At 66.9% G+C, this 24472-nt stretch carries 28 protein-coding genes and 1 tRNA gene; 21 read left to right on the top strand and 8 right to left on the bottom strand.

Annotation, left to right across the window (positions count from 1 at the left end):
* Nucleotides 1-693, bottom strand: coding sequence for a phosphocholine cytidylyltransferase family protein (locus ACX3PH_RS13930; RefSeq protein ID WP_459093287.1), 693 nt, complete (start codon nucleotides 691-693; stop codon nucleotides 1-3).
* Nucleotides 694-909: 216 nt separating this feature from the next.
* On the opposite strand from ACX3PH_RS13930, the gene ACX3PH_RS13925 reads away from it, so the two are divergent.
* From ACX3PH_RS13925 to ACX3PH_RS13915, 3 genes are all read left to right on the top strand, one after another.
* Nucleotides 910-1869 (top strand): ABC transporter ATP-binding protein, encoded by a 960-nt coding sequence (locus ACX3PH_RS13925; RefSeq protein WP_459093286.1) that lies wholly within the window; start codon nucleotides 910-912, stop codon nucleotides 1867-1869.
* Nucleotides 1845-3413: an ABC transporter permease gene (locus ACX3PH_RS13920; RefSeq protein ID WP_459093285.1), complete on the top strand. Its 1569-nt coding sequence runs from the start codon at nucleotides 1845-1847 to the stop codon at nucleotides 3411-3413. Before ACX3PH_RS13925 ends, ACX3PH_RS13920 begins: the two co-directional genes overlap by 25 nt.
* A gap of 110 nt (nucleotides 3414-3523) precedes the next feature.
* Entirely contained in the window at nucleotides 3524-3781 is a 258-nt protein-coding gene (locus ACX3PH_RS13915; protein ID WP_459093284.1) for a DUF3039 domain-containing protein, read from the top strand.
* A 187-nt stretch (nucleotides 3782-3968) separates the two neighbouring features.
* On the opposite strand, the gene ACX3PH_RS13910 is transcribed toward ACX3PH_RS13915, so the two are convergent.
* Nucleotides 3969-5216, bottom strand: a complete 1248-nt coding sequence (locus ACX3PH_RS13910; RefSeq protein ID WP_459093335.1) for a nicotinate phosphoribosyltransferase — start codon at nucleotides 5214-5216, stop codon at nucleotides 3969-3971.
* Between the two features lie 94 nt (nucleotides 5217-5310).
* Here ACX3PH_RS13910 and murI point away from each other — a divergent pair, with 94 nt between their 5' ends.
* Genes murI through ACX3PH_RS13870 form a run of 8 tightly spaced genes read left to right on the top strand, consistent with a single transcriptional unit; the run spans nucleotide 5311 to nucleotide 11185 of the window.
* On the top strand, nucleotides 5311-6147 hold the full coding sequence (gene murI, locus ACX3PH_RS13905; RefSeq protein WP_459093283.1) for a glutamate racemase: 837 nt from the start codon (nucleotides 5311-5313) through the stop codon (nucleotides 6145-6147).
* Nucleotides 6148-6175: 28 nt separating this feature from the next.
* On the top strand, nucleotides 6176-6907 hold the full coding sequence (gene rph, locus ACX3PH_RS13900) for a ribonuclease PH (RefSeq protein WP_459093282.1): 732 nt from the start codon (nucleotides 6176-6178) through the stop codon (nucleotides 6905-6907).
* Complete coding sequence (gene rdgB, locus ACX3PH_RS13895) at nucleotides 6904-7494, top strand: RdgB/HAM1 family non-canonical purine NTP pyrophosphatase (RefSeq protein ID WP_459093281.1); 591 nt, start codon at nucleotides 6904-6906, stop codon at nucleotides 7492-7494. Before rph ends, rdgB begins: the two co-directional genes overlap by 4 nt.
* 15 nt (nucleotides 7495-7509) lie before the next feature.
* The gene (locus ACX3PH_RS13890; RefSeq protein WP_459093280.1) at nucleotides 7510-8433 is read left to right on the top strand and encodes a metal ABC transporter substrate-binding protein; all 924 of its coding nucleotides are present in this window, start codon (nucleotides 7510-7512) and stop codon (nucleotides 8431-8433) included.
* Nucleotides 8430-9155, top strand: a complete 726-nt coding sequence (locus ACX3PH_RS13885) for a metal ABC transporter ATP-binding protein (protein WP_459093279.1) — start codon at nucleotides 8430-8432, stop codon at nucleotides 9153-9155. The genes ACX3PH_RS13890 and ACX3PH_RS13885 overlap by 4 nt, the downstream gene beginning before the upstream one ends.
* A complete protein-coding gene (locus ACX3PH_RS13880) occupies nucleotides 9152-10006 on the top strand; it encodes a metal ABC transporter permease (protein WP_459093278.1) in 855 nt (284 codons plus the stop codon). Before ACX3PH_RS13885 ends, ACX3PH_RS13880 begins: the two co-directional genes overlap by 4 nt.
* Nucleotides 10003-10656, top strand: coding sequence for a metal-dependent transcriptional regulator (locus ACX3PH_RS13875; RefSeq protein ID WP_459093277.1), 654 nt, complete (start codon nucleotides 10003-10005; stop codon nucleotides 10654-10656). The genes ACX3PH_RS13880 and ACX3PH_RS13875 overlap by 4 nt, the downstream gene beginning before the upstream one ends.
* A gap of 13 nt (nucleotides 10657-10669) precedes the next feature.
* Complete coding sequence (locus ACX3PH_RS13870; RefSeq protein WP_459093276.1) at nucleotides 10670-11185, top strand: HEAT repeat domain-containing protein; 516 nt, start codon at nucleotides 10670-10672, stop codon at nucleotides 11183-11185.
* Between the two features lie 18 nt (nucleotides 11186-11203).
* On the opposite strand, the gene ACX3PH_RS13865 is transcribed toward ACX3PH_RS13870, so the two are convergent.
* The 3 genes from ACX3PH_RS13865 to ACX3PH_RS13855 all read right to left on the bottom strand — a co-directional run bounded on the left by ACX3PH_RS13865 (nucleotide 11204) and on the right by ACX3PH_RS13855 (nucleotide 12607).
* A complete protein-coding gene (locus ACX3PH_RS13865; protein WP_459093275.1) occupies nucleotides 11204-11938 on the bottom strand; it encodes a DedA family protein in 735 nt (244 codons plus the stop codon).
* A 97-nt stretch (nucleotides 11939-12035) separates the two neighbouring features.
* A tRNA-Leu gene (locus tag ACX3PH_RS13860) sits at nucleotides 12036-12117 on the bottom strand.
* Nucleotides 12118-12148: 31 nt separating this feature from the next.
* A complete protein-coding gene (locus ACX3PH_RS13855; RefSeq protein WP_459093274.1) occupies nucleotides 12149-12607 on the bottom strand; it encodes a hypothetical protein in 459 nt (152 codons plus the stop codon).
* 237 nt (nucleotides 12608-12844) lie between these two features.
* On the opposite strand from ACX3PH_RS13855, the gene ACX3PH_RS13850 reads away from it, so the two are divergent.
* Together ACX3PH_RS13850 and ACX3PH_RS13845 are read left to right on the top strand one after the other, a co-directional pair.
* Complete coding sequence (locus ACX3PH_RS13850) at nucleotides 12845-13069, top strand: tautomerase family protein (protein WP_459093273.1); 225 nt, start codon at nucleotides 12845-12847, stop codon at nucleotides 13067-13069.
* Between the two features lie 37 nt (nucleotides 13070-13106).
* Nucleotides 13107-14726: a helix-turn-helix transcriptional regulator gene (locus ACX3PH_RS13845; RefSeq protein ID WP_459093272.1), complete on the top strand. Its 1620-nt coding sequence runs from the start codon at nucleotides 13107-13109 to the stop codon at nucleotides 14724-14726.
* A 4-nt stretch (nucleotides 14727-14730) separates the two neighbouring features.
* On the opposite strand, the gene ACX3PH_RS13840 is transcribed toward ACX3PH_RS13845, so the two are convergent.
* Nucleotides 14731-16389 (bottom strand): FAD-dependent monooxygenase, encoded by a 1659-nt coding sequence (locus ACX3PH_RS13840; RefSeq protein ID WP_459093271.1) that lies wholly within the window; start codon nucleotides 16387-16389, stop codon nucleotides 14731-14733.
* Nucleotides 16390-16586: 197 nt separating this feature from the next.
* Between ACX3PH_RS13840 and ACX3PH_RS13835 the strand changes: the two genes are divergently transcribed.
* Genes ACX3PH_RS13835 through ACX3PH_RS13805 form a run of 7 tightly spaced genes read left to right on the top strand, consistent with a single transcriptional unit; the run spans nucleotide 16587 to nucleotide 21178 of the window.
* A complete protein-coding gene (locus ACX3PH_RS13835) occupies nucleotides 16587-17819 on the top strand; it encodes a CpaF family protein (RefSeq protein WP_459093270.1) in 1233 nt (410 codons plus the stop codon).
* Nucleotides 17816-18679 carry a type II secretion system F family protein gene (locus ACX3PH_RS13830; protein ID WP_459093269.1) on the top strand — a complete coding sequence of 288 codons (864 nt, stop codon included), beginning with the start codon at nucleotides 17816-17818 and terminating at the stop codon, nucleotides 18677-18679. The genes ACX3PH_RS13835 and ACX3PH_RS13830 overlap by 4 nt, the downstream gene beginning before the upstream one ends.
* Nucleotides 18676-19614: a type II secretion system F family protein gene (locus ACX3PH_RS13825; protein WP_459093268.1), complete on the top strand. Its 939-nt coding sequence runs from the start codon at nucleotides 18676-18678 to the stop codon at nucleotides 19612-19614. Before ACX3PH_RS13830 ends, ACX3PH_RS13825 begins: the two co-directional genes overlap by 4 nt.
* Before the next feature lie 27 nt (nucleotides 19615-19641).
* Entirely contained in the window at nucleotides 19642-19836 is a 195-nt protein-coding gene (locus tag ACX3PH_RS13820; RefSeq protein WP_459093267.1) for a hypothetical protein, read from the top strand.
* A 7-nt stretch (nucleotides 19837-19843) separates the two neighbouring features.
* Nucleotides 19844-20236, top strand: a complete 393-nt coding sequence (locus ACX3PH_RS13815; protein WP_459093266.1) for a TadE/TadG family type IV pilus assembly protein — start codon at nucleotides 19844-19846, stop codon at nucleotides 20234-20236.
* Nucleotides 20211-20744 (top strand): hypothetical protein, encoded by a 534-nt coding sequence (locus tag ACX3PH_RS13810; RefSeq protein WP_459093265.1) that lies wholly within the window; start codon nucleotides 20211-20213, stop codon nucleotides 20742-20744. Before ACX3PH_RS13815 ends, ACX3PH_RS13810 begins: the two co-directional genes overlap by 26 nt.
* On the top strand, nucleotides 20741-21178 hold the full coding sequence (locus tag ACX3PH_RS13805; protein ID WP_459093264.1) for a pilus assembly protein TadG-related protein: 438 nt from the start codon (nucleotides 20741-20743) through the stop codon (nucleotides 21176-21178). Before ACX3PH_RS13810 ends, ACX3PH_RS13805 begins: the two co-directional genes overlap by 4 nt.
* A gap of 170 nt (nucleotides 21179-21348) precedes the next feature.
* On the opposite strand, the gene ACX3PH_RS13800 is transcribed toward ACX3PH_RS13805, so the two are convergent.
* Nucleotides 21349-21993 carry a LysE family translocator gene (locus ACX3PH_RS13800; RefSeq protein ID WP_459093263.1) on the bottom strand — a complete coding sequence of 215 codons (645 nt, stop codon included), beginning with the start codon at nucleotides 21991-21993 and terminating at the stop codon, nucleotides 21349-21351.
* Between the two features lie 8 nt (nucleotides 21994-22001).
* A complete protein-coding gene (locus ACX3PH_RS13795) occupies nucleotides 22002-23261 on the bottom strand; it encodes an MFS transporter (protein ID WP_459093262.1) in 1260 nt (419 codons plus the stop codon).
* Between the two features lie 67 nt (nucleotides 23262-23328).
* Here ACX3PH_RS13795 and prfB point away from each other — a divergent pair, with 67 nt between their 5' ends.
* Complete coding sequence (gene prfB / locus ACX3PH_RS13790) at nucleotides 23329-24435, top strand: peptide chain release factor 2 (protein ID WP_459093261.1); 1107 nt, start codon at nucleotides 23329-23331, stop codon at nucleotides 24433-24435.
* The last annotated feature ends 37 nt before the right edge of the window (nucleotides 24436-24472 follow it).

Below are 24472 nucleotides of genomic sequence, written 5' to 3'. Positions count from 1 at the left end.
TTACACGAAGAGGTTCGCGCGCTCCAGGTCTTCCTGGAAGTCGACCTCGACCGCGTACAGGTCGGAGATGTCGACCGGCTCGAAGCGCAGGCCGTTCTGCTCGATCGCCAGCTCGATGCCGCGCTCGAAGTAGTCCTGGTCGCCGACCCGGCCCAACTGGCGGAGCAGCACGGCCTTGTCGTCGCGTGAAACGTAGTTGATTCCTACGGCCTCGCCCAGCCCGCCCTTGACGGTCTTGGACAGTTCGCGGATGTAGCCCTCAGCATCCGTCGTGTACTTGACCTCTTCATCCGCCACCCGTGAGGTGTTGACGGAGATGAACGACTGGTCGCGGGCGACCAGCTTGGCGGCACGCTCCAGGGTCTCGGGGTCGAAGACGACGTCACCGTTCATCCACAGCACGCCACCGGGGGCGGATGCCCGCAGCGCGCGCATCAGGGACTTGGACGTGTTCGTCTGGTCGTACTGCTCGTTGTAGACGAAGTTTGCCTCGGGGAACGCCTCGATGATGTGCTCGAGCTTGTAGCCGACGACGATCGTCACCTTCGCGTTGTTTCCGAACGCGTAACTGATGTTGTCGAACTGCTGCTGCATGATGGTGCGGCCGTCGCTGAGTTCAGTCAGCGGCTTGGGCAGCGAACGACCGAGACGGCTGCCCATTCCGGCTGCCAGGATGACGATCTGCGTGCTCACGAGTTTCTCCTCAATGTCTGTGACCTGCCGCACTCGGCAATCCGTGGGGTTCACCGATTGTTGGGGGCGCGACTGTTGACTAGACACCTCGTTGTGCTCTAAGTACGTTACCGGCGGATTCACCGTTCTCACAGGATTCACAGGTGCTTGTAGTCAATTTGTGATGAGCCCGTCAGCGTGGCTCCCGATGCCCGGCCGCGTTGGTACGGTTGCTGTGTGGCCACCGAACCGATCGCATCCGAGACCCGGTATTCGCTGGAGGATGCGCTGGCCCGCTTCGACACCCTCATCGATCAGCTGTCGTCGGCCACGGATGATGCCGTCACCGACGAGGTCGATGAACTGCAGGCGGATGCCACTGAGCCCGTCATCGAGGAGCGCGCCCCGCTCACGAGGCCGGCGAAGCGCCCCACCGGCGAGTTGGTGTTGCAGGTGAGCGGCCTGGTGAAGTCGTTCGGCGACACTGTCGCCGTCGACCGCATCGACCTCGACGTGCGTCCCGGAACGATCTTCGGCATCGTCGGCCCGAACGGTGCGGGCAAGACCACGACCCTGTCGATGGTCACCGGGCTGCTGCGCCCGGATGCCGGCGAGATCAAGCTGGCCGGCGCCGACGTGTGGGCGGATGCCTCGCGAGCGAAACGGGAGATGGGCATTCTGCCCGACCGCCTCATCCTGTTCGACCGCCTGACCGGCCGCCAGCTGCTGCACTATGCCGGCCTGCTTCACGGGATGGACACGAAGACGGTGAAGGCGCGCACCGCTGACCTGGTCTCCACCATCGGCCTGGACGAGGCGCAGCACCGCCTGGTCACCGACTACTCGGCGGGCATGACGAAGAAGGTGGCGCTCGCTGCGGCGATGATCCACGCCCCGCGCCTGCTGGTGCTCGATGAGCCGTTCGAGTCAGTCGATACGGTTTCCGCTGAGCGCATCATCGACATCCTGAACCGCTACGTCGTTGCGGGCGGAACGGTCATCCTGTCCAGCCACAGCATGGACCTGATCGAGCGCATCTGCGATGCGGTCGCGGTGATCGTCGACGGACGCATCCTGGCGACCGGCACGGTGGCGGATGTTCGTGGTGACCAGTCGCTGGAGGAGCGGTTCGTCGACCTGGTCAAGACGAACAATGCGGGGGAGGACCTGGAGTGGTTGCGGTCTTTCTCCGACTGAGGCTCGCGCAACTCGCGAACTCGCTGCGTCGTCCGCCGGTGCACCTGCTCGGACTCGCCGTGCTGCTCGGCTACGCCATCGCCGGCACCATGACCGCTCTGGGCGCTGTTGACGACTTGCGCATGGCCGACACCGACTTCGCGGCAAGCGTGATCGTCGTCTGCGGCTCACTGACCATCTTCCTGTTCCTCTTCATCCCACTGTTCTTCGGGTCTGACGACCCGGCAGACCCGCGCGCCTGCGCGACCAGCGGGTTGCAGCCGCGGCAGATCGCCACCGGACTGGCCGTTTCTGCGCTTCTCAGCGTCCCGGCGCTGCTGCTGGCAGTTCTGGCTGGTTCGCAGGTGCGTGCCTGGGTCGAGCATCCGGATGCCGTGGTCGTTGCTGTCGTCGCAGCCATCATCATCGTCGCTACCGGTGTTCTCGGCGCCAGGCTCACCCGGTCGATCGCCGCCTTCTGGTTGCACGGGAGGCGTGCCCGCGAGATTGTCGGCCTGATCGTGACCGGCATGCTGCTGGTGGTCAGCCCCGGCCTGATCGCCATCGCGTCGACCGACTGGTCGACTCGCGACGCGCGGTCGAGGCTGGCGGATGTCGCGCAGGCGCTCAGCGAGACACCCCTCGGCGCGCCGTGGGCGGCTCCGGCACTGGCTGCCGGCGGCGACTCGGAGGGAGCCTGGCTGCTGCTCCTGTACGGGGTGGCCGTTCTCCTGGTGCTGTGGATTCTCTGGCAACTCCTGGTCGCACGGATGCTGGTCACCCCCCACCGGCCGGAGACGGTGATTCGCGCGACCGGGCTCGGCTGGTTCGCCGTGATGCCGGGCAATCCGCTCGGCGCGATCGCCGCCCGCAGCCTCAGCTACTGGATGCGCGACGGCCGGTACCGGCTTGCCCTGCTGGTCGTCCCCGTCGTCCCGATCCTGCTGATCGTCCCGTTGCTTATCGCGGGGGTCTGGTGGCAGAACCTCGCCCTGATTCCTCTTCCGGTGATGTGTCTCTTCCTGGGCTGGATGATCCACAACGACATCTCCACCGACAACACGGCCCTCTGGCTGCACCTGGCGACCGAGACCTCAGGCTGGGCCGACCGTATCGGCCGAACCGTCCCCCCGCTGCTGTTGGGCATCCCGCTCATCGCCATCGGAGCGCCGATCACCGCGCGGCTCTACGGGGTTCCGGATGTCCTGCCAGCCGTTTTCGGAGTCAGCGTCTGCCTGCTGCTGGCCGGGCTGGGAATCTCCAGTGTCGTGTCTGCCCGGCATCCGTACCCCACGGTGCGCCCAGGGGACAGCCCGTTCGCGCAACCGCAGTCGACGGCGTCGTCGCCCGGGCAGGCGCTCTCATTCTTCGGCACCATCCTGGTCACCTCGCCCGTGCTGGTGCTGGCCGGGCTCGGGCTGGGCGTCGGCGAGGACTGGAACCGGCTGGCGCTCATTGCGGGGCTCGCCATCGGCGTCGGCGGCTACACCCTCGGGGTGAGCATCGGGGCACGGACGTTCGCCAAGCGCGCCCCCGAACTGCTCGCGTTCAACCTGCGCAACTGACCGCGGCGTCTCGCGCATTTTCTGGTGCACCAGCTCTTGCACGTGTTGGCGCGCCTGTGCCAGTTGGCAACCGATACCTTCTCGGTGCAGCCGTGCCTAAACTGGATGCCATGAGTGACACCGAACCCGGAGGCGGCACCACCACCATCGACCGCGAGCTCGAGGAGCTCCTCAAGCAGGAGCAGGTGGATGATGGCGACCACGAGCGCTACTCGCACTACGTGCAGAAGGAGAAGATCCTCAAGTCGGCGCTGAGCGGCAAGCCGGTCATTGCGCTGTGCGGCAAGGTGTGGACCCCCGGCCGCGACCCGCAGAAGTTTCCCGTCTGCCCCACCTGCAAAGAGATCTACGAGGGCCTGAAAAAGTAGCCCGGGCGAGCTTCTCCCTGAGAGATGCTTGGCGCGCACCCTTCCGTGGTGCGCGAACGAATGCGTGAGGCCGGAACAGGTGGCGCGGTCTGACCGATGAGCTGCGCACGGATATGCGCAAGCGAGCCACGGATCGGTGCGCGCTGCTGAAGATGGGCAGTCTCGAGCCGCGAGCGACGCGCGCAGGCTACGCGTAGACGGTGGGGATGACGGGCTCGCCGCGGCCGAGCCGGAAGGCCTCCGGGGGGAGCTCGGCGATGGCAGATGCCCGGTGCTCGCGGGCGAGCACCGTTCCGGCCGGCCCGCGGTAGCGATCATCCGCCACCCCACCGGTCACCAGCGGCACCAGCAGCGGGCGCCCGCCATGATCGTCGCGTTTGCCGACGTGGATGGTCTCCTCGACTGCTACACCGCCCTCGAGAGTGCGCACGGGAAACTTGCGGCCGCCGACGGAGATCTTGTTCGCCGACTTCTTGGCGACGGCCACCCATTCGCCGTCCGAACCCTGGCGGGCCACCAGCTTGTAGACCATCCCGGCGGCGGGGGATCCGGACCCGGTGACGACGGATGTCCCGACGCCGTAAGAGTCGACCGGCGCCGCACGCAGGGCAGCGATGGTGAACTCGTCGAGGTCGTTGGTCACGGTGATCTTCGTTCCGGTGGCTCCCAGGCCGTCGAGCTGCTTGCGAACCGCTGCGACCTGACCGGGGAGGTCGCCGCTGTCGATCCGGACGGCGCCGAGCCCCGTCCCGGCGACCTTGACGGCCAGGTCGACCGCGGTGGTGACGTCGTAGGTGTCGATCAGCAGCGTGGTCCCGGCGCCGAGGGCTGCGACCTGGGCGCGGAAGGCATCCTCTTCGCTGTCGTGGAGGAGGGTGAACGAGTGGGCGGCCGTGCCCATCGTCGGAACACCCCAGGTGCGGCCGGCCTCCAGGTTGCTGGTGGCGCTGAAGCCGGCGATGTACGCAGCCCGGGCGGCGGCTACCGCGCTGTGCTCGCCGGTGCGGCGAGAACCCATCTCGGCGAGGGGGCGCCCGTTCGCGGCGCTCACCATGCGGGCGGCCGCGCTGGCGACCGAGGAATCGTAGTTGAACACGCTGAGTGCCAGGGTCTCGAGCACCACGGCTTCGGCGAAGGTGCCCTCGACGATGAGCAATGGCGAACCGGGAAAGTAGACGTCGCCCTCCTGGTAACCCCAGATGTCGCCGGTGAAGCGGTAGTCGGCCAGCCAGTCCGCGGCCTTGTCGTGCAGCACGCCGTTGTCGCGCAGCCAGCCGATTTCGGCATCCGTGAACCGGAACCGGTCAATGAGGTCCAGAAGTCGGCCGGTGCCGGCAACGATCCCGTAGCGGCGTCCGCCCGGCAGGCGCCGCGCGAACGCCTCGAAGACGCACTGGCGTTCATGGGTGCCGGCGCGGATGGCGGCATCCACCATGGTGAGCTCATACCGGTCGGTCAAAAGTGAGGAAACACTGTTCGCGCTGGTCACTCGGCAAGCCTACTCACGGGCGAACACTAAACTGGAGCGCGTGACTGACGCGCCGATCGGCATTTTCGATTCCGGGGTCGGCGGGCTGACCGTCGCCCGGGCGATCATCGACCAGCTTCCCGGCGAGTCGATCCTGTACGTCGGCGACACCGCCCATTCCCCGTACGGGCCGAAGCCGATCGCCGAAGTGCGTGGCTACGCGCTTGAGCTGATGGACGACCTGGTCGCGCAGGGTGTCAAGCTGCTGGTCATCGCCTGCAACACGGCATCCGCTGCCATGCTCCGTGACGCCCGCGAGCGGTTCACCGAGGCCCACGGCATCCCGGTGGTCGAGGTCATCCAGCCGGCCGTGCGCGCCGCCGTGCGCCAGACCCGCAACCAGCGCGTCGGTGTCATCGGCACCCACAGCACCATCAAGTCGAAGGCGTACGAGGATGCTTTCGCCGCAGCCCCCGACCTGCAGATCTTCACCCAGGCCTGCCCCCGTTTCGTGGAGTTCGTCGAAGCCGGCGTCACCTCGGGCGACGAGCTGTTCGCGGTGGCCCGCGAGTACCTGCAGCCGCTTGTCGACGCCGAGGTTGACACCCTGGTTCTCGGCTGCACGCACTACCCACTCATGTCAGCCGCCATCCAGTACGTGATGGGGCGTGACGTGACCCTGGTCTCCAGTGCGGAGGAGACCGCCTACGACGTCTACCGCAAGCTGGTCAAGCACGGGCTCCAGCGCACAGCCCCGGAGCCCCCGACCTACACTTTCGAGGCCACCGGGGAGAGCAAGAGCGAGTTCACCTCCCTGGCGAGGCGGTTCCTCGGCCCCGAGGTTTCTACCGTCGACCTGGTGCAGACCGGCGCCATCCACCTTCCCGTCACGAACTAGAACACCAACCTGAGAGCAGACGCCACCCATGACAGAACTCCGCGCCGACGGCCGCACCAACGACGCCCTGCGGGACATCACGATCGAACGAGGCTGGAGCGACCAGGCGGAAGGCTCGGCGCTGATCTCGTTCGGCCGCACCAAGGTGCTCTGCACGGCATCCTTCACCAACGGCGTACCGCGCTGGATGGCTGGCAAGGGCAAGGGCTGGGTCACGGCCGAGTACGCGATGCTGCCGCGTTCCACCAACGAGCGGATGGGCCGTGAGTCCGTGAAGGGCAAGATCGGTGGCCGCACCCACGAGATCTCCCGCCTGATCGGCCGTTCGCTGCGCGCCGTCGTCGACATGAAGGCACTCGGGGAGAACACCATCGTCATCGACTGCGACGTTCTGCAGGCGGATGGCGGCACCCGCACGGCCGCCATCACAGGTGCGTATGTCGCTTTGGCGGATGCCCTCGACTGGGGCCGCGCGAACAAGTTCATCGCCCAGAAGGGCACCCCATTGATCGACAGTGTCGCCGCAGTATCGGTCGGGATCATCGCCGGCACGCCCATGCTCGATCTGGCATACACCGAGGACGTCCGCGCCGAAACGGACATGAACGTGGTGACGACCGGCCGCGGGCTGTTCATCGAGGTGCAGGGCACAGCCGAGGGTGCGCCGTTCGACCGCACCGAACTGGATGCGCTGCTCGACCTGGCGTTGGCAGGCACCACCGTGCTCACCGAGTTCCAGAAGGCGTCGCTGCAATCGTGACCGGTGTGAAGGTGGTTCTCGCGACGCACAATGCGCACAAGGTCGTTGAACTGCGCAGGATCCTGGGGGAGCAGCTCGCCGGGTTGGACCTGGTGGGCTACGACGGACCTGAGCCGGTCGAGGATGGCGAGACTTTCGAGGCGAACGCGCTGATCAAGGCCCGCGCAGCATCCGCTCACACCGGGTTGCCGGCGATCGCCGACGACTCCGGGATCAGCGTCTACGTGCTGGGCGGCGCACCGGGCGTGCACTCCGCCCGTTACGCGAGCACGCGGGACGACGCAGACAACTACCGGCTGCTCCTCAAGAACCTGGGTGAGAGCACCAACCGTGACGCCGACTTCATGTGCGCCGCCGCGTTCGTCGATGGCGACTTCGAGCATGTCGAACTCGGCGTCTGGCCGGGGACCGTGCTGCTCGAACCGGTGGGGTCCGGTGGGTTCGGTTACGACCCGATCTTCCGGCCGGCCGGGCTCGAGGTGGCGTCTGCGGAGTTGACGGCCGACGAGAAGAACGCGATCAGCCATCGTTCGCGTGCATTCGCGGCGCTGCTGCCGGTGGTACGCGAGCGGTTGCTCTCCCGATAGCGCTAAAGTTTCGGTATGCCGAAACTTTGGTCCGGTGTCAGCCGAAACCTGTTCACCGTCGTTGTGCTGACGGGGGTACTTACGGCGTGTGCACCGGTGGCCACGCCGGCAGCGCAGGACACCGGCAAACCGGTCGTGCTGACCACCTTCACGGTGATCGCTGACATGGCATCCGTCGTCGGGGGAGATATCGTCGACGTCCAGTCCATTACCAAGGTGGGGGCAGAGATCCACGGCTACGAGCCGACGCCGTCCGACCTGAAGCGGGCGGCATCCGCAGACCTGATTCTCGACAACGGTTTCGGGCTGGAACGCTGGTTCGAGTCGTTCGTCGAACGGCTGGACGTTCCGCACGCCGTGCTCACCGACGGCATCAAGCCGATCGACATCGAGGTGGGCGACTATGCCGGTCGCCCGAACCCGCACGCCTGGATGTCGCCACTGGCCGGACAGCGCTACGTCGACAACATCGCCGAGGCGCTGAGCGAACTGGTGCCAGAGCACGCGGCGACCTTCACCGCCAACGCGGATGCTTACAAGGCCCAGTTGCAGTCCCTCGTCGATGAGCTGAAAGCAGCGGTGGATGCCATGCCGACGCGGCAGCGGGTGCTGGTGACCTGCGAGGGCGCGTTCAGCTACCTGGCTCGGGACATCGGCCTCACCGAAGGCTACCTGTGGCCGGTCAACAGCGACACGCAGGGAACGCCCCAGCAGATCAAGGCGGCCATAGAGCTGGTGCGGGAAGCGGATGTCCCGGCGGTCTTCTGCGAGACAACGGTGAGTGACGAGTCCCAACTCCAGGTGGCCAGGGAGTCTGGCGCTGAGTTTGGCGGCAAGCTCTATGTCGACTCGCTCAGCGAGCCGGGCGGGCCGGTGCCCAGCTACCTGGACCTGCTGCGCTTCGATGTGGAGCTGATCGCGGAGGGGCTGTCGCAATGACCGGGCCGATCATTTCTGTCACCGGCCTCGCCGTTCGCTACGGCACCGTGCAGGCGCTCAGCGACGTGTCTCTTGAGCTGCTGCCTGGGCGCATCATCGGCGTCATCGGAATGAACGGCTCTGGCAAGTCCACGCTGTTCGCGTCGATCATGGGCACGGTGAAGGTGGCCGGTGGCACGGTCCGGTTGTTCGGGGGAGACCCCGCCAAGGCGCGCCGCAACAACCTGGTGTCGTACGTTCCCCAGTCCGAGGCGGTGGACTGGGACTTCCCGATCTCCGTTTCCGACGTCGTCATGACCGGCCGCTATGGCCGGCTCGGCGTGACCAGGCGGCCGCGTGCCGGTGACCGCGACGCGGTCGCCAGGGCGATCGAACGCGTCGGCCTCAGCGAGTTCGCCGACCGGCAGATCGGCGAGTTGAGCGGCGGACAGCGCAAGCGGGTGTTCGTCGCCCGCGGCATCGCGCAGGAGGCATCCCTGATGCTGCTGGACGAGCCGTTCGCCGGCGTCGACAAGGGATCAGAACACACCATCATCCAGCTCTTGCGAGCCCTCGCCGACGAGGGCCGTGGCATCCTGATCTCCACCCACGACCTGGCGGGAGTGCCTGAGCTCTGCGATGAGGTGGTCCTCCTGAAGAACCGGGTGCTCTTCCACGGACCACCGGAGGAGGCGTTGAACGCCGAACGGCTGGCGATGGCGTTCGGATGGGAGCCGGCATGATCGACTGGATCCTGGAGCCCCTGCAATTCGAGTTCATGACCCGCGCCCTGCTGGTCACGGTCGTCGCCGCGGTGACCTGCGCGCTGCTGTCCTGCTGGCTGGTGCAGATCGGCTGGTCGCTGATGGGCGACGCCGTCTCGCATGCGGTGCTGCCCGGGGTCGCGATCAGCTACATCCTGGGCTGGCCGTTCGCGGTCGGCGCCTTCATTTTCGGTGCCGGCGCGGTCGCCCTGATCGGCGGGGTGCGGGCCACCACGAAGATCAAGTCGGATGCTGCGATCGGCGTGGTCTTCACCAGTCTGTTCGCTCTCGGCCTGGTGATCATCTCGGCCACACCCAGCCAGACCGACCTGATGCACATTCTCTTCGGCAACGTGCTCGGGGTGAGCGACAGCGACATCTGGCAGGTGGTCGTGATCGGCGCCGTCGTGATCGCCGTGCTGCTGGTGAAGCGGCGCGACTTCACGCTGTTCGCATTCGACTCGGCGCACGCCAACGCGATCGGCATCAGCACCCGCTGGTTGTCAGTCGTGATGCTCGGTCTGCTGGCACTGACCGTGGTGGTCGCCCTGCAGGCGGTGGGCATCGTGCTGGTCGTCGCGATGTTAATCACCCCCGGCGCGACGGCCTACCTGCTGACCAAACGGTTCGACCGGATGCTCTGGCTGGCCATCGCGGTGACGGCGATCGCCTCGGTGCTCGGCGTGTACGGAAGCTACTACCTGGATGTTTCCACCGGTGGTGCGGTGGTCATCGCGCAGGCCGCGGCGTTCATGCTCGCCTACCTGTTCGGTGCGCGGGGCGGAGTGGTGACGACGTTGGTGCGCGAGCGGAAGGCCCTGGCGACATGAATATCGTGATCGAGGACTACGTCAAGACCATCTACTCGCACACCGAGTGGCAGGATGACCCGATCACCCCGTCGGAGTTGGCCGCGAGGCTGGGGCTGGCCGCCTCGTCGGTGACGGAGATGGTGAAGAAGCTGGCGGCATCCGGCCTGGTCACGCACGTGCCGTATGGGGCTGTCACCCTGACCGAGAGCGGCCGGATGCTCGCCCTCCGGATGCTGCGAAGGCACCGGCTGATCGAGACCTGGCTGGTCGACTCGTTCGGGTACAGCTGGGATGAGGTGCACGACGAGGCTGAGGTGCTGGAGCACGCGTTGTCGGACCGGTTGCTCGAGGCGATCGCGGACCAGCTCGGGCACCCGGTTCGCGACCCGCACGGTGACCCGATTCCGTCGGCGGATGGCGTGGTGGTGCGACCGGATGCCGTGCAGCTGGCAATTGCCGCGGACGGCCGGCGGGGCAGGGTGGTACGGATCAGCGACCGTGACCCCGGACTGTTGCGCTACCTGGAGGCGGAGGGCATCCGCCTGGATTCTTCGGTAGAGGTCGTCGGGCGAAAGCCGTTCGGTGGTGCTCTCGCGGTCCGGGTCGACGAGTCCGCGCACGACGTGGGTCACGAGGCTGCGGCGGCCATCTGGATTTCGCTCGACTAGCGTTGAGGGTGCCATGAATGACAATGAGATCAACCTCGAAGCCCCCCTCGCCACCCGCATCGCGCTCGCCGTCGAACGGTTCGGGGAGGACGCACTGGTGAAGCACGCGATCGGCCTGCTCCGGGGCCGCAACGAGGGGGAGGAGACCCTCCTCTGCCTTGGTGGCCGGCATGCTCGAGGGATCCTGGACGGTGCACCCGCGCTGTACTGGCCGGAAGTGTGGGGTGCGCGGGCGCTGCTCCACGTCTGGGACGACTCCGCGGCGTCCGCGGTGCTGGAGAGTGTGCAGAATCAGGCGTGGCGGGTCCGCGAGATGTGCCTGAAGGTGTGTGCGGTGCGAAAGCTCGGTGATGCCGGGCTGCTGAAGCGTCGCCTGACGGACGAGAACGCGCGGGTTCGGGCTTCTGCAGCGCATGCGCTCGCTGCGGTGGGAACGACGGATGACAGTCCCCTGCTCGAACCCCTGCTTCGCGACCCCGACAAAGACGTGCGGCGGGCAGCCGGCGAGGCGCTCAAGGCGCTGGCCTGACCGCTTCGGATCGTCTCGCTACTTCGGGTCGTTGCTGCGGTCCTGGTCGAAGAGGGCGGGGTCGAGCACGACCTCTTCCGCGGTGAGGGGCTGCACGCCGTCGCGCACCGCCTTCCGAGCCTTCATCGTCGACTGCACGTAGTGCCAGACGGTCGGGATCAGCGTGATGGTGACCGCACCGAGAAGGATGACGTCGATGTATTCGCGCACGAAGTCGGCGACCGGCGGGATGTAACCGAGGAGGTAACCGAAGAAGGTCAGCCCGGCGCCCCAGATCATCGCGCCGATGAGGTTGTACAGCGAGTACTTCTTGTAGTTCATGTGCCCGACGCCGGCGGCGACCGGAACGAAGGTGCGCAGGATGGGAACGAAGCGGGCCAGGATGACGGCGAGTCCGCCGAAGCGCACGAAGAAGGCGTTCGTGCGTTCGACGTTCTTGCGGCTGAACAGGCCGCTCTCCTTGCGTTCGAAGACCTTGGGGCCGAACTTGTGCCCGATCAGGTAGCCGACCTCACCGCCCAGGAAAGCGGCCACTCCGATGGCCAGGCACACCCACCAGATGTCGATCTCGATGACGCCGGCGAAGGTGAGCAGGCCGGTGATGACCAGGAGGGTGTCACCCGGCAGCAGGAAACCGACGAGGAGGCCGGTCTCGGAGAACACGATGGCGCAGACCCCGATCAGGGCGAATGCGCCGAACCCGTTGATCAGCTGCTCAGGGTCAAGCCAGGGAATGAGTGCGTAAGGCAACAAGCGGGGGGACTCCAGTCGGTGAGCTGGTGGAACGCGGGTGGTTCAAGGGTAACGGCACGATGGTCGGAACCACCTCGGGGTCAACCCTGGACTTCAGTACGGGAGAAGGGACTTGAACCCTCACGCCTTTCGGCACCAGAACCTAAATCTGGCGTGTATACCAATTTCACCACTCCCGCGGGAGAACCCAGTTTAGCGGGCGGCTACCGCTCAGGATGCGTCGGCGGCGCTGCAGGCATCCGCCAGCGTCTTCGGCAGTTCCAGCGTCTTGTGGATGCGCCAGGTCGCCTCATCCGATCCCGGGTAGGCGAAGACGAACGGCTTGTCCCCGATGGTCCCCGGTGCGGCCAGGGCCTGCAGTTTCTTCAGGTCCTGGGCGTAGGCATCGTGGAGGGTTGCCACGTCTGCGGGGTCGATCCCCTCGGCCCAGGTGGCGCTCGAGGAGAGGTCGGCGATGGTCGTCTCCAGCGCCGTGGCAAGGAGCCCGGCCTTCGTGGTGGCCGCCGCCAGGTCCTGGGCGTCGAGGGCTGCCTGGTATTCGGTGAGCGCGAGCTCGGACGGGCAGACCGCTTCAAGGTACTGGTCGCTGCCGCCGCCGGTGGCACCGCTGGCGCACCCCGTGATTGTCAGCGTGAGCACGGCTACCGCCGCGAATGCGATTCTTTTCAACGTCGCTCCCCCTGGTTTCCGACAAGACCGCGTTACAGCCTAGGGGAGGGCGGATGCGTTGTCAGCGCTTGGGGGGGCCCCAGAACGGGTCTGTGCTGCGGGCAGAGTGGCCTGTTCGGGCCATCCGCCGCCGTCAGCTGAAATGGCCCGTGCTGGCGAAGCAGGCAATGGGCAACGCCGCGGACACTAGATGCAGTCGTCCCCATCCGGGAACGTCAATTCAGAAAGGACCGGCTCATGCCGTTCATCGAAGTCAATGTGATCAAGGATGTTTTCACCCCTGAGCAGAAGCGGGAGATCATCACCAACCTCACCAATGCCATGGTCGGAATCGAGGGCGAGAACATGCGCCCGGTCACCTGGTGTGTCGTTCGCGAAGTGGCGAGCGGCGATTGGGGAATCGCGGGCAATGCACTCACCACTGCCGACGTGAAAGCCCTCGCTGCCGGAGTAGGAGTCTGAGCTTGTGGCAGCCGGGCCCCGGTGACACCATTGCGGGGTGTCCGTAACACCCGAGGACGTGGCTGCCGCCAAGGCCGCCCTGAGAGCGGGTCGCTGGCCAGAGGCTGCGGCCGCGTACTCAGCGCTCGCGGTAGCGACCGACGATCCGAGCGCCCATGACGGTCTCGCTCAGGCAAGCTGGTGGCTTGACGACTCAGAGACGACCCTCCAGGCTCGGGAGGCGGCATACCGCGGTTTTCGAGCGATCGGCAAGGATCGTGACGCGGTGCGGACCGCCGCCACCCTCGGCTACGACTCCATGCTCTTCAGCATGGGCGTCGCGGTCGGGCGCGGATGGCTGAGCCGGGCGGCGGACCTGCTCGACGGACGCTCAGACCTGGTTGAGGCAGGGTGGCTTGCTGTCAGGAAGGCCGAAGTCGCACTCGCGATAGACCACAACGCCACCGAGGCGCTCGCGGCGGCAACGTCGGCGCAACGGGTCGGCCGCGGCACCGACGACGACGACCTGGTCGTGGTCGGGCAGGCTCTTGCCGGGCTCTCCCTGGTCAGGCTCGGTGACGTGTCCGCGGGTATGCCGCTGCTGGATGCGGCCGCCACTGCGGCGACTTCCGGTGATGTCGATGACATCATGTGGATCGGCAAGATCTGCTGCTGGCTGATCAGCGCCTGTCAGGAGACTCATGATGTGGACCGTGCCACGCAGTGGTGCGCCCGGGTCGATGAACTCTGTACCCGACAGGAACTCGCACCGCTGTTCGCCGCGTGTCGCACGCTCTACGCCTCAGTTCTCGTCGCCCAGGGGGAATACGCGGAGGCGGAGGAGAAGCTGGTCGACGTGCTGGCCCTGCTTGAGCATTCCCGTCGGGTCGGACGACTGGATGCGGTCGTCCAACTGGGGGAGCTCCGCCGTCGCCAGGGCCGGCTCGCAGATGCCGAATCGCTCCTGAGACAGGGCGGGTTCGACACGCGTGCCATGACCGGCCTGGCCCAGGTCAAGCTCGCCCAGGGAGACGCGGCAAGCGCCTGGTCGATCATCAGCGAGCTGCTCCGTTCCGTGCCCCCGGAGCAGCAACTGGAGCGGGTTGACCCGTTGGCCGCGGCCGTCGAGATCGGAGTGACAGCCGGGCATACCGCTGAGGCACAGGATGCCGCCCGGGAACTACGAGCCATCGCAGAGCGGATTCGCACCGATTTCCTCGTCGGAGCGGCCGCGGCGGCTGAGGCTCGGTTGAGCGAACCAGAGCAGGCAGTGGTGCTCTGGCAGGTCTCGGTCCGGCGGCTCAACGCCGCGAGACTGCCCTTCGACGAAGCCGATTGCCGACTCGAACTCGCCGAGGTGATGCTTGCCCTGGGTGACCGAACCGGTTCCCGGGAGCACGCCGCGCTCGCCCTTGACGTGCTTCTGCCGCTCCAGGCGGGCCAGGCCATTGATCGCGCACGACGCCTGCTCGGCCAACACAATGCCGGCCCGCTCACCGGGCGCCAGACCGAAGTTCTCCGCCTGGTCGCGCGCGGACTGTCCAATGTCGAGATCGCCGCGGCGCTGCACCTCAGCGAACACACCGTGCACCGTCACATCGCAAACATTTACAGTGCACTCGACCTCGGTTCCCGCGCCGCCGCCGCCGCGTACGCGGTCAACCGGAGGATTATCTGAGTGGCTACGAAGCTCCTAGCAATTGTGCCATCGCCTTCTCGAGCTGCTGTTCGGGATTCGTTCCCTCGCCCTGTGAGCGCCAGGCCACGACTCCGTCCGGTCGCACAATGACTGCCCCCGAAGGGGACAAGCCGTACGCCAGTTCGAAGGTGTCCGCTTCAGCCAGGAGATCCGCGCCGTCGCCGACGCGGTAGGAGCGCAGCGGCACCGAGCTTTTCGTCTGGACGGCGGCCGCAGCATCCGACCACGCCTGTCCGGCGGATGCTGCCAGCAGCACGAAGGAATCGGTGAACAGGTCGTGAATCGGCACGTCGGCACCACCCTGCCGCAAGGTCAGGTGGGGGGCCCGTGCACCGACCTCGGTCAGCGGTTCGCGCGGGTGCACTGTTGCGGATTCGCGGTCCGGGTCGACCGGGCCGCCGCTCGGGTCGATGACCGCCGATGAGCGGTACACGCTTCCCAACTCGACCGCTTCGGCTGCGCGAGGGGTGGCCAACGGCTTGGTGTCGTCGGTGGCCCTCTCCGCATAGCGGCCCGCGTAGATCGCGTAGGCCTGCTCCATGGTCATCAGGCCGGCCGGGCGACGCTCGGCGTCGTAGCTGTCGAGCAGTGAGGGGTCGGCGTGGCCGTTCAGCACCATGGCCAACTTCCAGGCCAGGTTGTGGGCATCCGCCACCCCGGTGTTGCCGCCCCAGCCGCCGGTCGGTGGCATGGTGTGGGCGGCGTCGCCGGCCAGGAACACGCGGCCGTCGCTGTAGCGCTCGGCTGAGGTCGCCGACGCCTCCCAGCGCTGCACGCTCTCGATGTCGACCGGTGTGTCGTCTGCGCAGCCGAGGGCGGTTCGCACATAGCTGGCGCAGGTCTCATCGCTCAGGTCGGCGATGAGGTCTTTCTTCTCGCCGGTCGTAGGGTCGTTCGCCGAGAATACGGAGAGGAACCCGGAACCGCGGTCAAAGGAGAACCGGAAGAAACCGAGCAGGTTCGGGTTGAGTACGTAGATCACGCTCAGGTTGCGGTCGCCGATCATCTCGGTGAGGTCGGCCTTGAAGTAGATGGTGATGCACTCGGAGCTTCCGTGCCCCTGCATCGCGATACCCAGCTGTTCCCTGATCGAGCTGTGGGCGCCATCCGCCGCCACCAGGTATTGGGATCGGATGGTGCTGGTCGCCTCTGAATCCCGATCCTTGACGACCGCGGTGACGCCGTTGTCGTCCTGCTCCAGCGAGACCAGTTCGGTGCCGAAGGCATGGGACGCCCCGTGATCGCCGGCGGCCTTCTGCAGCACCGGTTCCAGGCCGACCTGGGTGATGAACAGCCGCGACGTGGCGCTGAGGTCTTCGACGCCCTCGTTCCAGGACTTGTAGAAGTACTGCAGCTCCTTGCCGCAGAGGCTCTCGACGGCGACGATCGCGCCGTTCTGCACGAACTCTTTCGCGGCGGCCTCTTCGACGATGTCCTGCACGCCGGCATGGCGGAACACTTCCATGGTCCCCTGGTGGAATGACGCCGCTCGGGGGTGGATTGCCGTTCCGCGGTGTTTTTCCACCACCAGGTTCGGTACGCCGTACTTGGAGAGCATCAGGGAGGTGGTCAGCCCGACCAGGCTTCCTCCGACTATGAGTACGGGTACTTCCTGGTCCGCTGTGGTTGCAGTGTCGCTCATCTTGTGACTCCGTTGTCTTCTCAAGAGGTGCTCGCGTCCGCTGTGCGGGGCCTTGGGCCGAGGCGGGGGAGTAGTTGAATTATGGGATTGCCGAGCGCTCGCTGTCAAGTGACACTGTACAAACATCAGCAATAGCAGACATTCTGGGCTGTGGATAACTGGCACGGGCGGTTCCGGGTTTGCACCATGATTGCCGCATGTCCAAGGCCGTGGCGATCATTACTGACCGCGTGCGCGAGCGCATCCGCCTGGACGGGGTCGACCTCGCTGCGGACCGCACGCTCGCCGGTCGCTACGTGCACGAAGAGGTGCAGCGTTACAGTGAGCACGCCCTCGGAGGCTCACTGCCGCTATTGGTCGATGAGCAGCAGGCCGCCCGCGACGTGGTGGCCGCGATCGCCGGGTTCGGCGTACTCCAGCCGCTCCTCGACGACCCGGAGATCGAAGAGATCTGGATCAACGGGCCCAGCAAGGTGTTCGTGGCGCGCAACGGCATCCCGGAGCAGACGCCCATCGAGCTGACCGACTCCTCAGTGCGGGACCTGGTCGAGCGGATGCTGCAGTCCACCGGGCGCCGCGTCGACCTGTCATCGCCGTTCGTGGACGCCTCGCTTCCGGACGGTTCCCGCCTTCACGTGGTGATTCCGGATGTGACGCAGAAGCATTGGGCGGTGAACATCCGCAAGTTCACCCAGCGCATCAAAGACCTGCAGCACCTGGTGGAACTCGGTTCGCTGACGGTGCCCGCCGCCCAATTCCTGCGGATGTGCGTGCTGTCGGGGCAGAACATCCTCGTCTCCGGTGCGACGCAGAGCGGCAAGACGACCCTGCTGAATGCGCTTCTCTCCTCCTCCCGCCCGACCGAGCGCATCGTCACCGTGGAGGAGACCTTCGAGCTCGACCTCTCCGCGCGAGATGTCGTGTCGATGCAGTGCCGCCAGCCCAGCCTGGAGGGCACCGGTGAGATCACGCTGCGCCGGCTCATCAAGGAAGCGCTGCGGATGCGCCCCGACCGTCTGGTCGTCGGCGAGGTGCGTGAGGCGGAATCACTCGACCTGCTCATCGCGCTGAATTCCGGCCTTCCCGGCATGTGCAGCATCCACGCGAACGGGGCGAGGGACGCCCTGTCGAAGCTGTCGACTCTGCCGCTCCTGGCCGGGCGCAACATCGACTCGTCGTTCGTCGTCCCGACGGTCGCCTCAACCATCGACATGGTGGTGCACTGCGAGTTGGAGCGCAGCGGCAAGCGACGGATCACCGAGGTCGTCGCGCCGAGCGGTCAGGTCAGCGGGTCGGTGATCGAAACCAGCACGATCTTCACCCTGCAGGACGGCGTGCTGGAGCCGACCGGCAGCTACCCGGTGCGAACGTCGAAGTTCCGGGCATCCGGGCTCGATCCGGTCACGGTACTGGCGCGGGCGGCATCGTGACCCTCCTGATCGGATGCGCGCTCGGTCTCGGGCTGCTCCTGGCCGCGTCACCATTCCTGTGGCCGAACCGGGATCGCCGCGTCCGGCTGCGCCCCCGCAAGGTCGGCGCGCTCGAGCAGCGCATCGCGCTGGCAGGCTTGCACGCGGTCAGCGTGCCAGGGCTCATTGCGGTTTCGATGGTGCTCGGCCTGGCGGCTGGCGCTGGGACGCTTGCCCTGGTGCCGGTGCTCGCGCTGGCGGTTGCCGCCGGAATCGTGGTTTCCCTGGCGCCGGCGGCCATCGTCAATTGGCGGGCGGCAGCCCACCGCCGGGCGAATCGGATTCTCTGGCCGGACCTGGTCGATCACCTGGTCTCCGCGGTGCGCTCGGGCCTCGCGCTGCCCGACAGTGTCGTCACCCTGGCGCACAGCGGGCCGGCGCCAACTCGCGAGGCATTCGCTGCCTTCGAGCGGGACTACCGCGCCACAGCCAACTTCGGTGCCTGCCTTGACAACGCCAAGGCGCGGCTGGCCGACCCGGTCGCCGATCGCATCCTGGAAACGCTGCGGATGTCCCGTGAGGTTGGCGGAAGCGAACTCACCACGGTCCTGCGCAACCTCTCTGCCTACCTCCGGCAGGAGACCGCCATCCGCACCGAGGTGGAGGCCCGCCAGTCGTGGGTGCTGAATGCGGCGCGGCTCGGTATCGCCGCACCGTGGGTGATCCTCCTCCTGCTGGCGACGCGGCCTGAGGCTGCGGCCGCCTACAACACGGCGGCCGGGGCGGTGCTCATAGCGTCCGGCGCGGCCGTGACGTTTGTGGCCTACCGGGTGATGGTCGCGCTGGGCAGGTTGCCGGAGGAACGGCGGTGGTTCCAATGAACCCACTCATCGGGTGGGGCGTGCTGCTCGGGGCCATGCTCGGTCTCGGCTTGTGGTCCCTCGTGAGCCTGGTTCCCAGGCTCGGCCGGCCGAGCCTGGCCAGTCGGGTTGCCCCGTACGTCGCCGACTTCTCCGACGGGGCCAGGGCCATGCTGGGGAGGCGCACGGTGGACCCGTTGCCGATCATCGGTGCGCTGTTCTCGCCCGGGGTCGACCGCGGGCGGAGCGCGCTCTCGCAGGTGCTCGGTGGCAATGCGACCATCGCGCTGCGGCTGCGCCAATCCGGGTCGACGCTGGGCGTCGATGCGTTCCGGTCACGGCAATTGGCCTGGGCGCTCGCCGGTGGTGCTGTTGGTGTGCTCGCGGCTTTCGCGTTGAGTCGCAGCCAATCGTTGCCCCTGGTCGCGCACGTTCTGGTGGTTGTGGTGTTCGCCGCTGCGGGTCTCGTGGGCCGCGACTATGTGCTGCAGCGGGCCGCCTCCGCCCGCTTGGCCCGGATGGCGAGCGAGCTTCCCACCGTCCTCGAGTTCCTCACGCTGAGCATGTCGGCCGGAGAGGGAGTGCTCGACGCCATCCGCCGGGTGTCCTGCATCAGCCGCGGCGAACTCGCCTCCGAATTGGGCCGGGTCATCTCCGAGGTGAATACCGGGCTTCCGCTCTCCGAATCGTTGACCCGGATGGCGGCCGGCGTGCAACTCCCCGCCCTGACCCGATCCGTCGAGCAGATCACCGGGGCACTGGAGCGGGGGACGCCGCTGGCCGAAGTGTTCCGGGCTCAGGCGCAGGACTCTCGCGAGGATGCCAAACGGCAACTGATCGAGATCGCCGGGAAGAAGGAGGTCGCCATGCTCATTCCGCTGGTCTTCCTCATTCTGCCCACCACCATCATCTTCGCCATCTTCCCTGGGATCCTCGTGCTCCAGGTCGGATTCTGAACCCGTCAACCCGAAAGGAACCCCGTGATGAACGATCTCGTCCCAGAGAACGCGCTGGCGCTGAACCCTGACCGATTGCTCGCCGAAGAACGCGGGGATGTTCCCGGCTGGGTTCTCATTACACTCATGACTGCTGGTTTGGTCGTGATCATCTGGAGCCTGGCCGGGCCGGCGCTGAGCAGTGTGTTCCAGCAGGCCATCGAACGCGTCACCGGATTCTGAAGCCACCGTGCGGTGGGGCAGGCTTGCAGATGACACCGGCACCGCGGTGGCCGAGTTCGTCATGGTCGGTGCCCTGCTCACCATCCTCACCTTGTCGGTGATCCAGCTGGGGCTCGCCCTGCACATCCGCAACACGGTGCTGGATGCTGCGGCCGAGGGTGCTCGGTTCGCCGCGCTCGCCGACAACGAGTTGGCGGATGGCGTCGCCCGAACCCGTGACCTGATCAGCGTCGCGCTCGGGCCCGACTATGCCGCCGACGTGACGGCGTCCACCGGAAGCTATCTCGGGCATCCGGCGGCCGCGGTCACGGTGCGCACGCCGCTGCCGCTGATCGGATTGGTCGGCATCGACGGCGGTTTGGAGGTGGTCGGCCATGCGGCGATCGAAACCCTCGACTGAAGCCGTCTCGCCGAAGTGCCCGTTCCGGAGAGATGCACCCGTTCCGCGGGGCACATCCCTCCGGAACGGGCACTATCGCAGCGAAGAAGGATCGGCGTCGCTCGAGTTCATCACCGCCGGCATGCTGCTGTTGCTGCCGCTCGTCTATCTGGTGCTGGTCATGTCCGCCCTGCAGGCCGGGGCGCTCGCGGTGGAAGGTGCAGCGCGGCAGGCTGCGCGCGTGTTCGTGCAGGGTGACACCGTGGCGAGTGCGACCGCGCAGGCCGAGCGGGCCATCCAGTTCGCGCTCGCCGACTACGGGCTGGACGCGGCGGATGCGACGGTGGCGGTCAACTGCGCACCGAACCCCTCCCAGTGCCTCACCCGGCTGGGAACAGTGACCGTCAACGTCGGCGTCGAGGTGACCCTGCCGCTGGTGCCTCCTGGCCTCACCCTCGACGTGCCGCTCGCCGTTCCGCTGGAGGCGACCGCGACCCAGCAGGTCTCCCGTTTCTGGAGCGGACGATGAAACGCACCGACTTCTCCGACGAGTCCGGCTCCACGCTGCTGCTCACCATCTTCTACGGGTTCCTCGCACTCGTGCTGGTGCTGCTCGTCGTCGCGGCCACCTCGCTCTACCTCGAACGCAAGCGCTTGTTCACGCTGGCCGATGGTGCCGCCCTTGCCGGCGCGGAGGCGTTCGAGCTCGACAGTGTCACCATGACTCCGGATGGCCCGCGGCCGGTGCTCCATTCGCCGGAGGTCACTGACGCCGTGACCGACTACCTCGCCAGCGCACCGCACGCGTTCCAGAACCTGGCGGTCGAGCGAGCCCAGACCGTCGACGGGCGAAGCGCCACCGTGCAACTCTCCGCGGATTGGCGTCCACCGATGGTGTCCCTGCTGGTGCCGGACGGCATCCGCATCGACGTCACCGCCGTCGCGCGGTCCGTCTTCTCGTAGCTGCCTGGGACCACGGCACCCGCTTCGTGGGTCCACGCGCATCGATCGGTGGATCGCCGGTGGATATGCACCCGCCCGCCACCGATCCGTGCGCGCCGTGGTGTGACCCGCCGCGGATTCGTACGCGTGCCTGCGATGCATGGGCGCTCCCACGCTGAACGCAAGCTGCTTCAGGCGGCCTTGCCGTGCCCGAGGAAGAGAACGGATGCGCCGAGCCCGATCATCATGACGCCGCCGGTGGCGCTGAGTCCGGCCATCCGGTTCGGTGACCTGCCGAACCATTCGCGGGCGGAACCGGCGACCAACGCCCAGATGCTGTCACTGGTGAGCGCGACTGCGACGAACACGGCCCCCAGCAGCATGATCTGCCCGGGGATGCCGCCGCTCGAATGGTCCACGAACAGCGGAAGAACGGCGACCAGGAAGATGATCGTCTTCACGTTGGTGACCCCGACCACGAAACCCTCCCAGAGGGTGAGTACCGGCCCGCGCCGAGCCACGATGGTGGTGGCGGCGTCCGCCTTCTGGTTGCGATCCCGGATCGCCTGCACGCCGAGGAAGGCGATGTAGGCGGCTCCGAGCACCTTGACGATGGTGAACAGCACGACTGAATCCTCGAGGATCGCGCCCAGCCCGAATGCGATCGCCACCGTGATGATGAACGCACCGATCGAGTTGCCGACCACGGTGAGCAGCCCGCCCACGCGCCCGAGGGACAGGGAACGACCGATGGTGAACAGCACGCTCGGCCCCGGAATGATGATCAACGGGATGGATGCCAAGCCGAACGCGATGAGGTTGGCGGCAGGAATCATAAGCAATGCTAACGCCGGTGCGGCACGTATTTCGGCACGTAGCGCAGCAGGATTCCAGCGCCCACGAACCCCAGCACTCCCATGGTCGCCGCAGCGAACGGGAGCGACGCGAGAGCGGTGATTCCGGCGATGGCGAGCGGGGCTCCCGCGGAGCCGATCCCGCCGGTGAAGCGCCAGGCGCCCAGGAACGGCGCCGGGTTCCGCTTGTCGGCCAGATCCGCCCCCAGTGTCATCAGGATGCCGCTCCCGATGCCGTTCGCCAGCGACAGGAACATGGCCGCGGCGATGAACCACTCCACGTTCTGGGGGAGGTCGTGGGTGAGCGAGAGCACGAGGTGGCCGAGGCCGAGCCCGACCATCGACGGGAGGGCGGTGAACAGGCGGCCCCAGCGGTCCATGATCTGGCCGCTGGCGTAGAACAGGGCGAAGTCTGCCGCGCCGGCGATCCCGATGATGAGGGCGGTGTTGGCGTCCCCGATGCCGATGCTGACCGCCCACAGCGGCAGGATGACCGCCCGACTGGCCCGCAGCGCGCCGATGAGGGCGGCCCCGGAGCCCAGCTTGGTGAGAACAGCGCGGTTCGCATAGATGGTACGGAACAGCCCGCGCGCTTCGCCGGCGACCAGCGCCTCACCCTCGCGCATCCGCTTTCCGTCTTCGGCGCGCACCGTGTTCAGCGTGCCGAACGCGGCGGTCGGATCCCGCACCAGGATCAGCACGGCGGCCGCGGCCAGGCAGGCGACGATGTGGATCCAGAAAGCGGATGCCACGGTGCCGAACAGGTGGATCGCACCGGCCGTGATGAACGGCCCGATGAAATAGCCGAACCGGAAGATGCCGCCCAGGCTCGAGAGGGCACGGGCGCGGTGGGTGATCGGCACGAAGCTGGTCATGAAGGCGTGGCGGGCGAGGGCGAACACGGCTGTGGCCAGGCCGACCAGGAAGACACCGAAGCTGAGGGCGACCGCGCTGGCCGAGAGCAGGCAGATCACCAGGCCGATCACGCTGAGGAACGCCGCGCCGATCATCGCCGGGCGCTCGCCGATGCGGCTGACCAGCCAGCCGCTCGGAATGTCGCCGACCAGCTCCCCGATCATCAGGATGCCGCCCACCAGGCCCGCGACCGCCAGCGTCGCCCCCAGGTTCTCGGCGAACAGCGGGATGATCGGGATGATCGCGCCCTCGCCGATCGAGAACAGCAGGGTTGGCACCAGGGCGGGTAGCGCGATGGACCGCCAGCGGAATGACGGGTCCGGCGCGGTGCTCACGGATCAACACTAGGCGCGATCAACCCGCGATCAACGCCGTGGTGCTGGCCGGTAGGCTTGTCTCGACATGGACGAGCTAGATCTTTCCGGGCAGATCGCCGCCCTCCGCGCGACCTTCAACGACATCCGTTCGGTGGTGGGTGTTGAGCGCCTCGAGGCGGAGATCGTCAGGCTGAGTGCCGAGGCGGGCGAGCCCGACCTCTGGGACGACACCGACAAGGCGCAGAAAGTCACCAGCGACCTCAGCCACCGGCAGGCGGAACTGGCCAAGATCACCAGCATCGCCGGCCGCCTCGACGACCTCGAGATCATGGTCGAGCTGGCCAACGAGGAGGGCGACGCCGACGCGGCCGCCGAAGCGCGAACCGAGCTGACCAGCATCCAGAAGATACTCGGTGACCTGGAGGTGCAAACACTGCTCAACGGCGAGTGGGACTCGCGCCCGGCCGTCATCACCATCCGCGCGGGAGCCGGTGGAGTCGACGCCGCTGACTTCGCCGAAATGCTGCAGCGGATGTACCTGCGCTGGGCCGAACAGCACGGCCACCCGACCCGGGTGCTCGACACCAGCTACGCGGAGGAGGCCGGCATCAAGTCGACCACCATCGAAGTGGATGCCCCGTACGCGTTCGGCACGCTCAGCGTCGAGGCCGGAACCCATCGCCTGGTGCGGATGAGTCCGTTCAACTCGGCAGGCAAGCGCCAGACGTCGTTCGCAGCCGTCGAGGTGATCCCGCTGATGGAGGAGAAGGAGGCGATCGAGATCCCGGAGAACGACATCCGGGTCGACGTCTTCCGCTCCAGCGGACCGGGTGGCCAGTCGGTGAACACCACAGACTCTGCTGTGCGCCTCACCCACATCCCGACCGGCACCGTCGTCTCCATGCAGAACGAGAAGAGCCAGATTCAGAACCGCGCGGCGGCCATGCGAGTGCTGCAGTCCCGGCTGCTGGTGTTGCAGCACGAGCAGGAGGCCGCAACCAAGAAGGAACTGGCCGGCATCATCACCGCCAGCTGGGGCGATCAGATGCGCAGCTACGTGCTCGCGCCGTACCAGATGGTGAAGGACCTGCGTACCGAGTTCGAGGTGAACAACCCGTCCAATGTGTTCGACGGAGACCTCGACGGGTTCATCAACGCCGGCATCAAGTGGAGAAAGCGCGACAAGGGGTAGTAGCGCGGCCTGTCGCTCCGGGCGAAAGGCGGATGCT

The sequence above is a fragment of the Homoserinimonas sp. A520 genome, assembly GCF_054489245.1.
The sequence above is the reverse complement of the archived record's forward strand: the minus strand, read 5'-3'. Positions and strand labels throughout refer to the sequence as shown.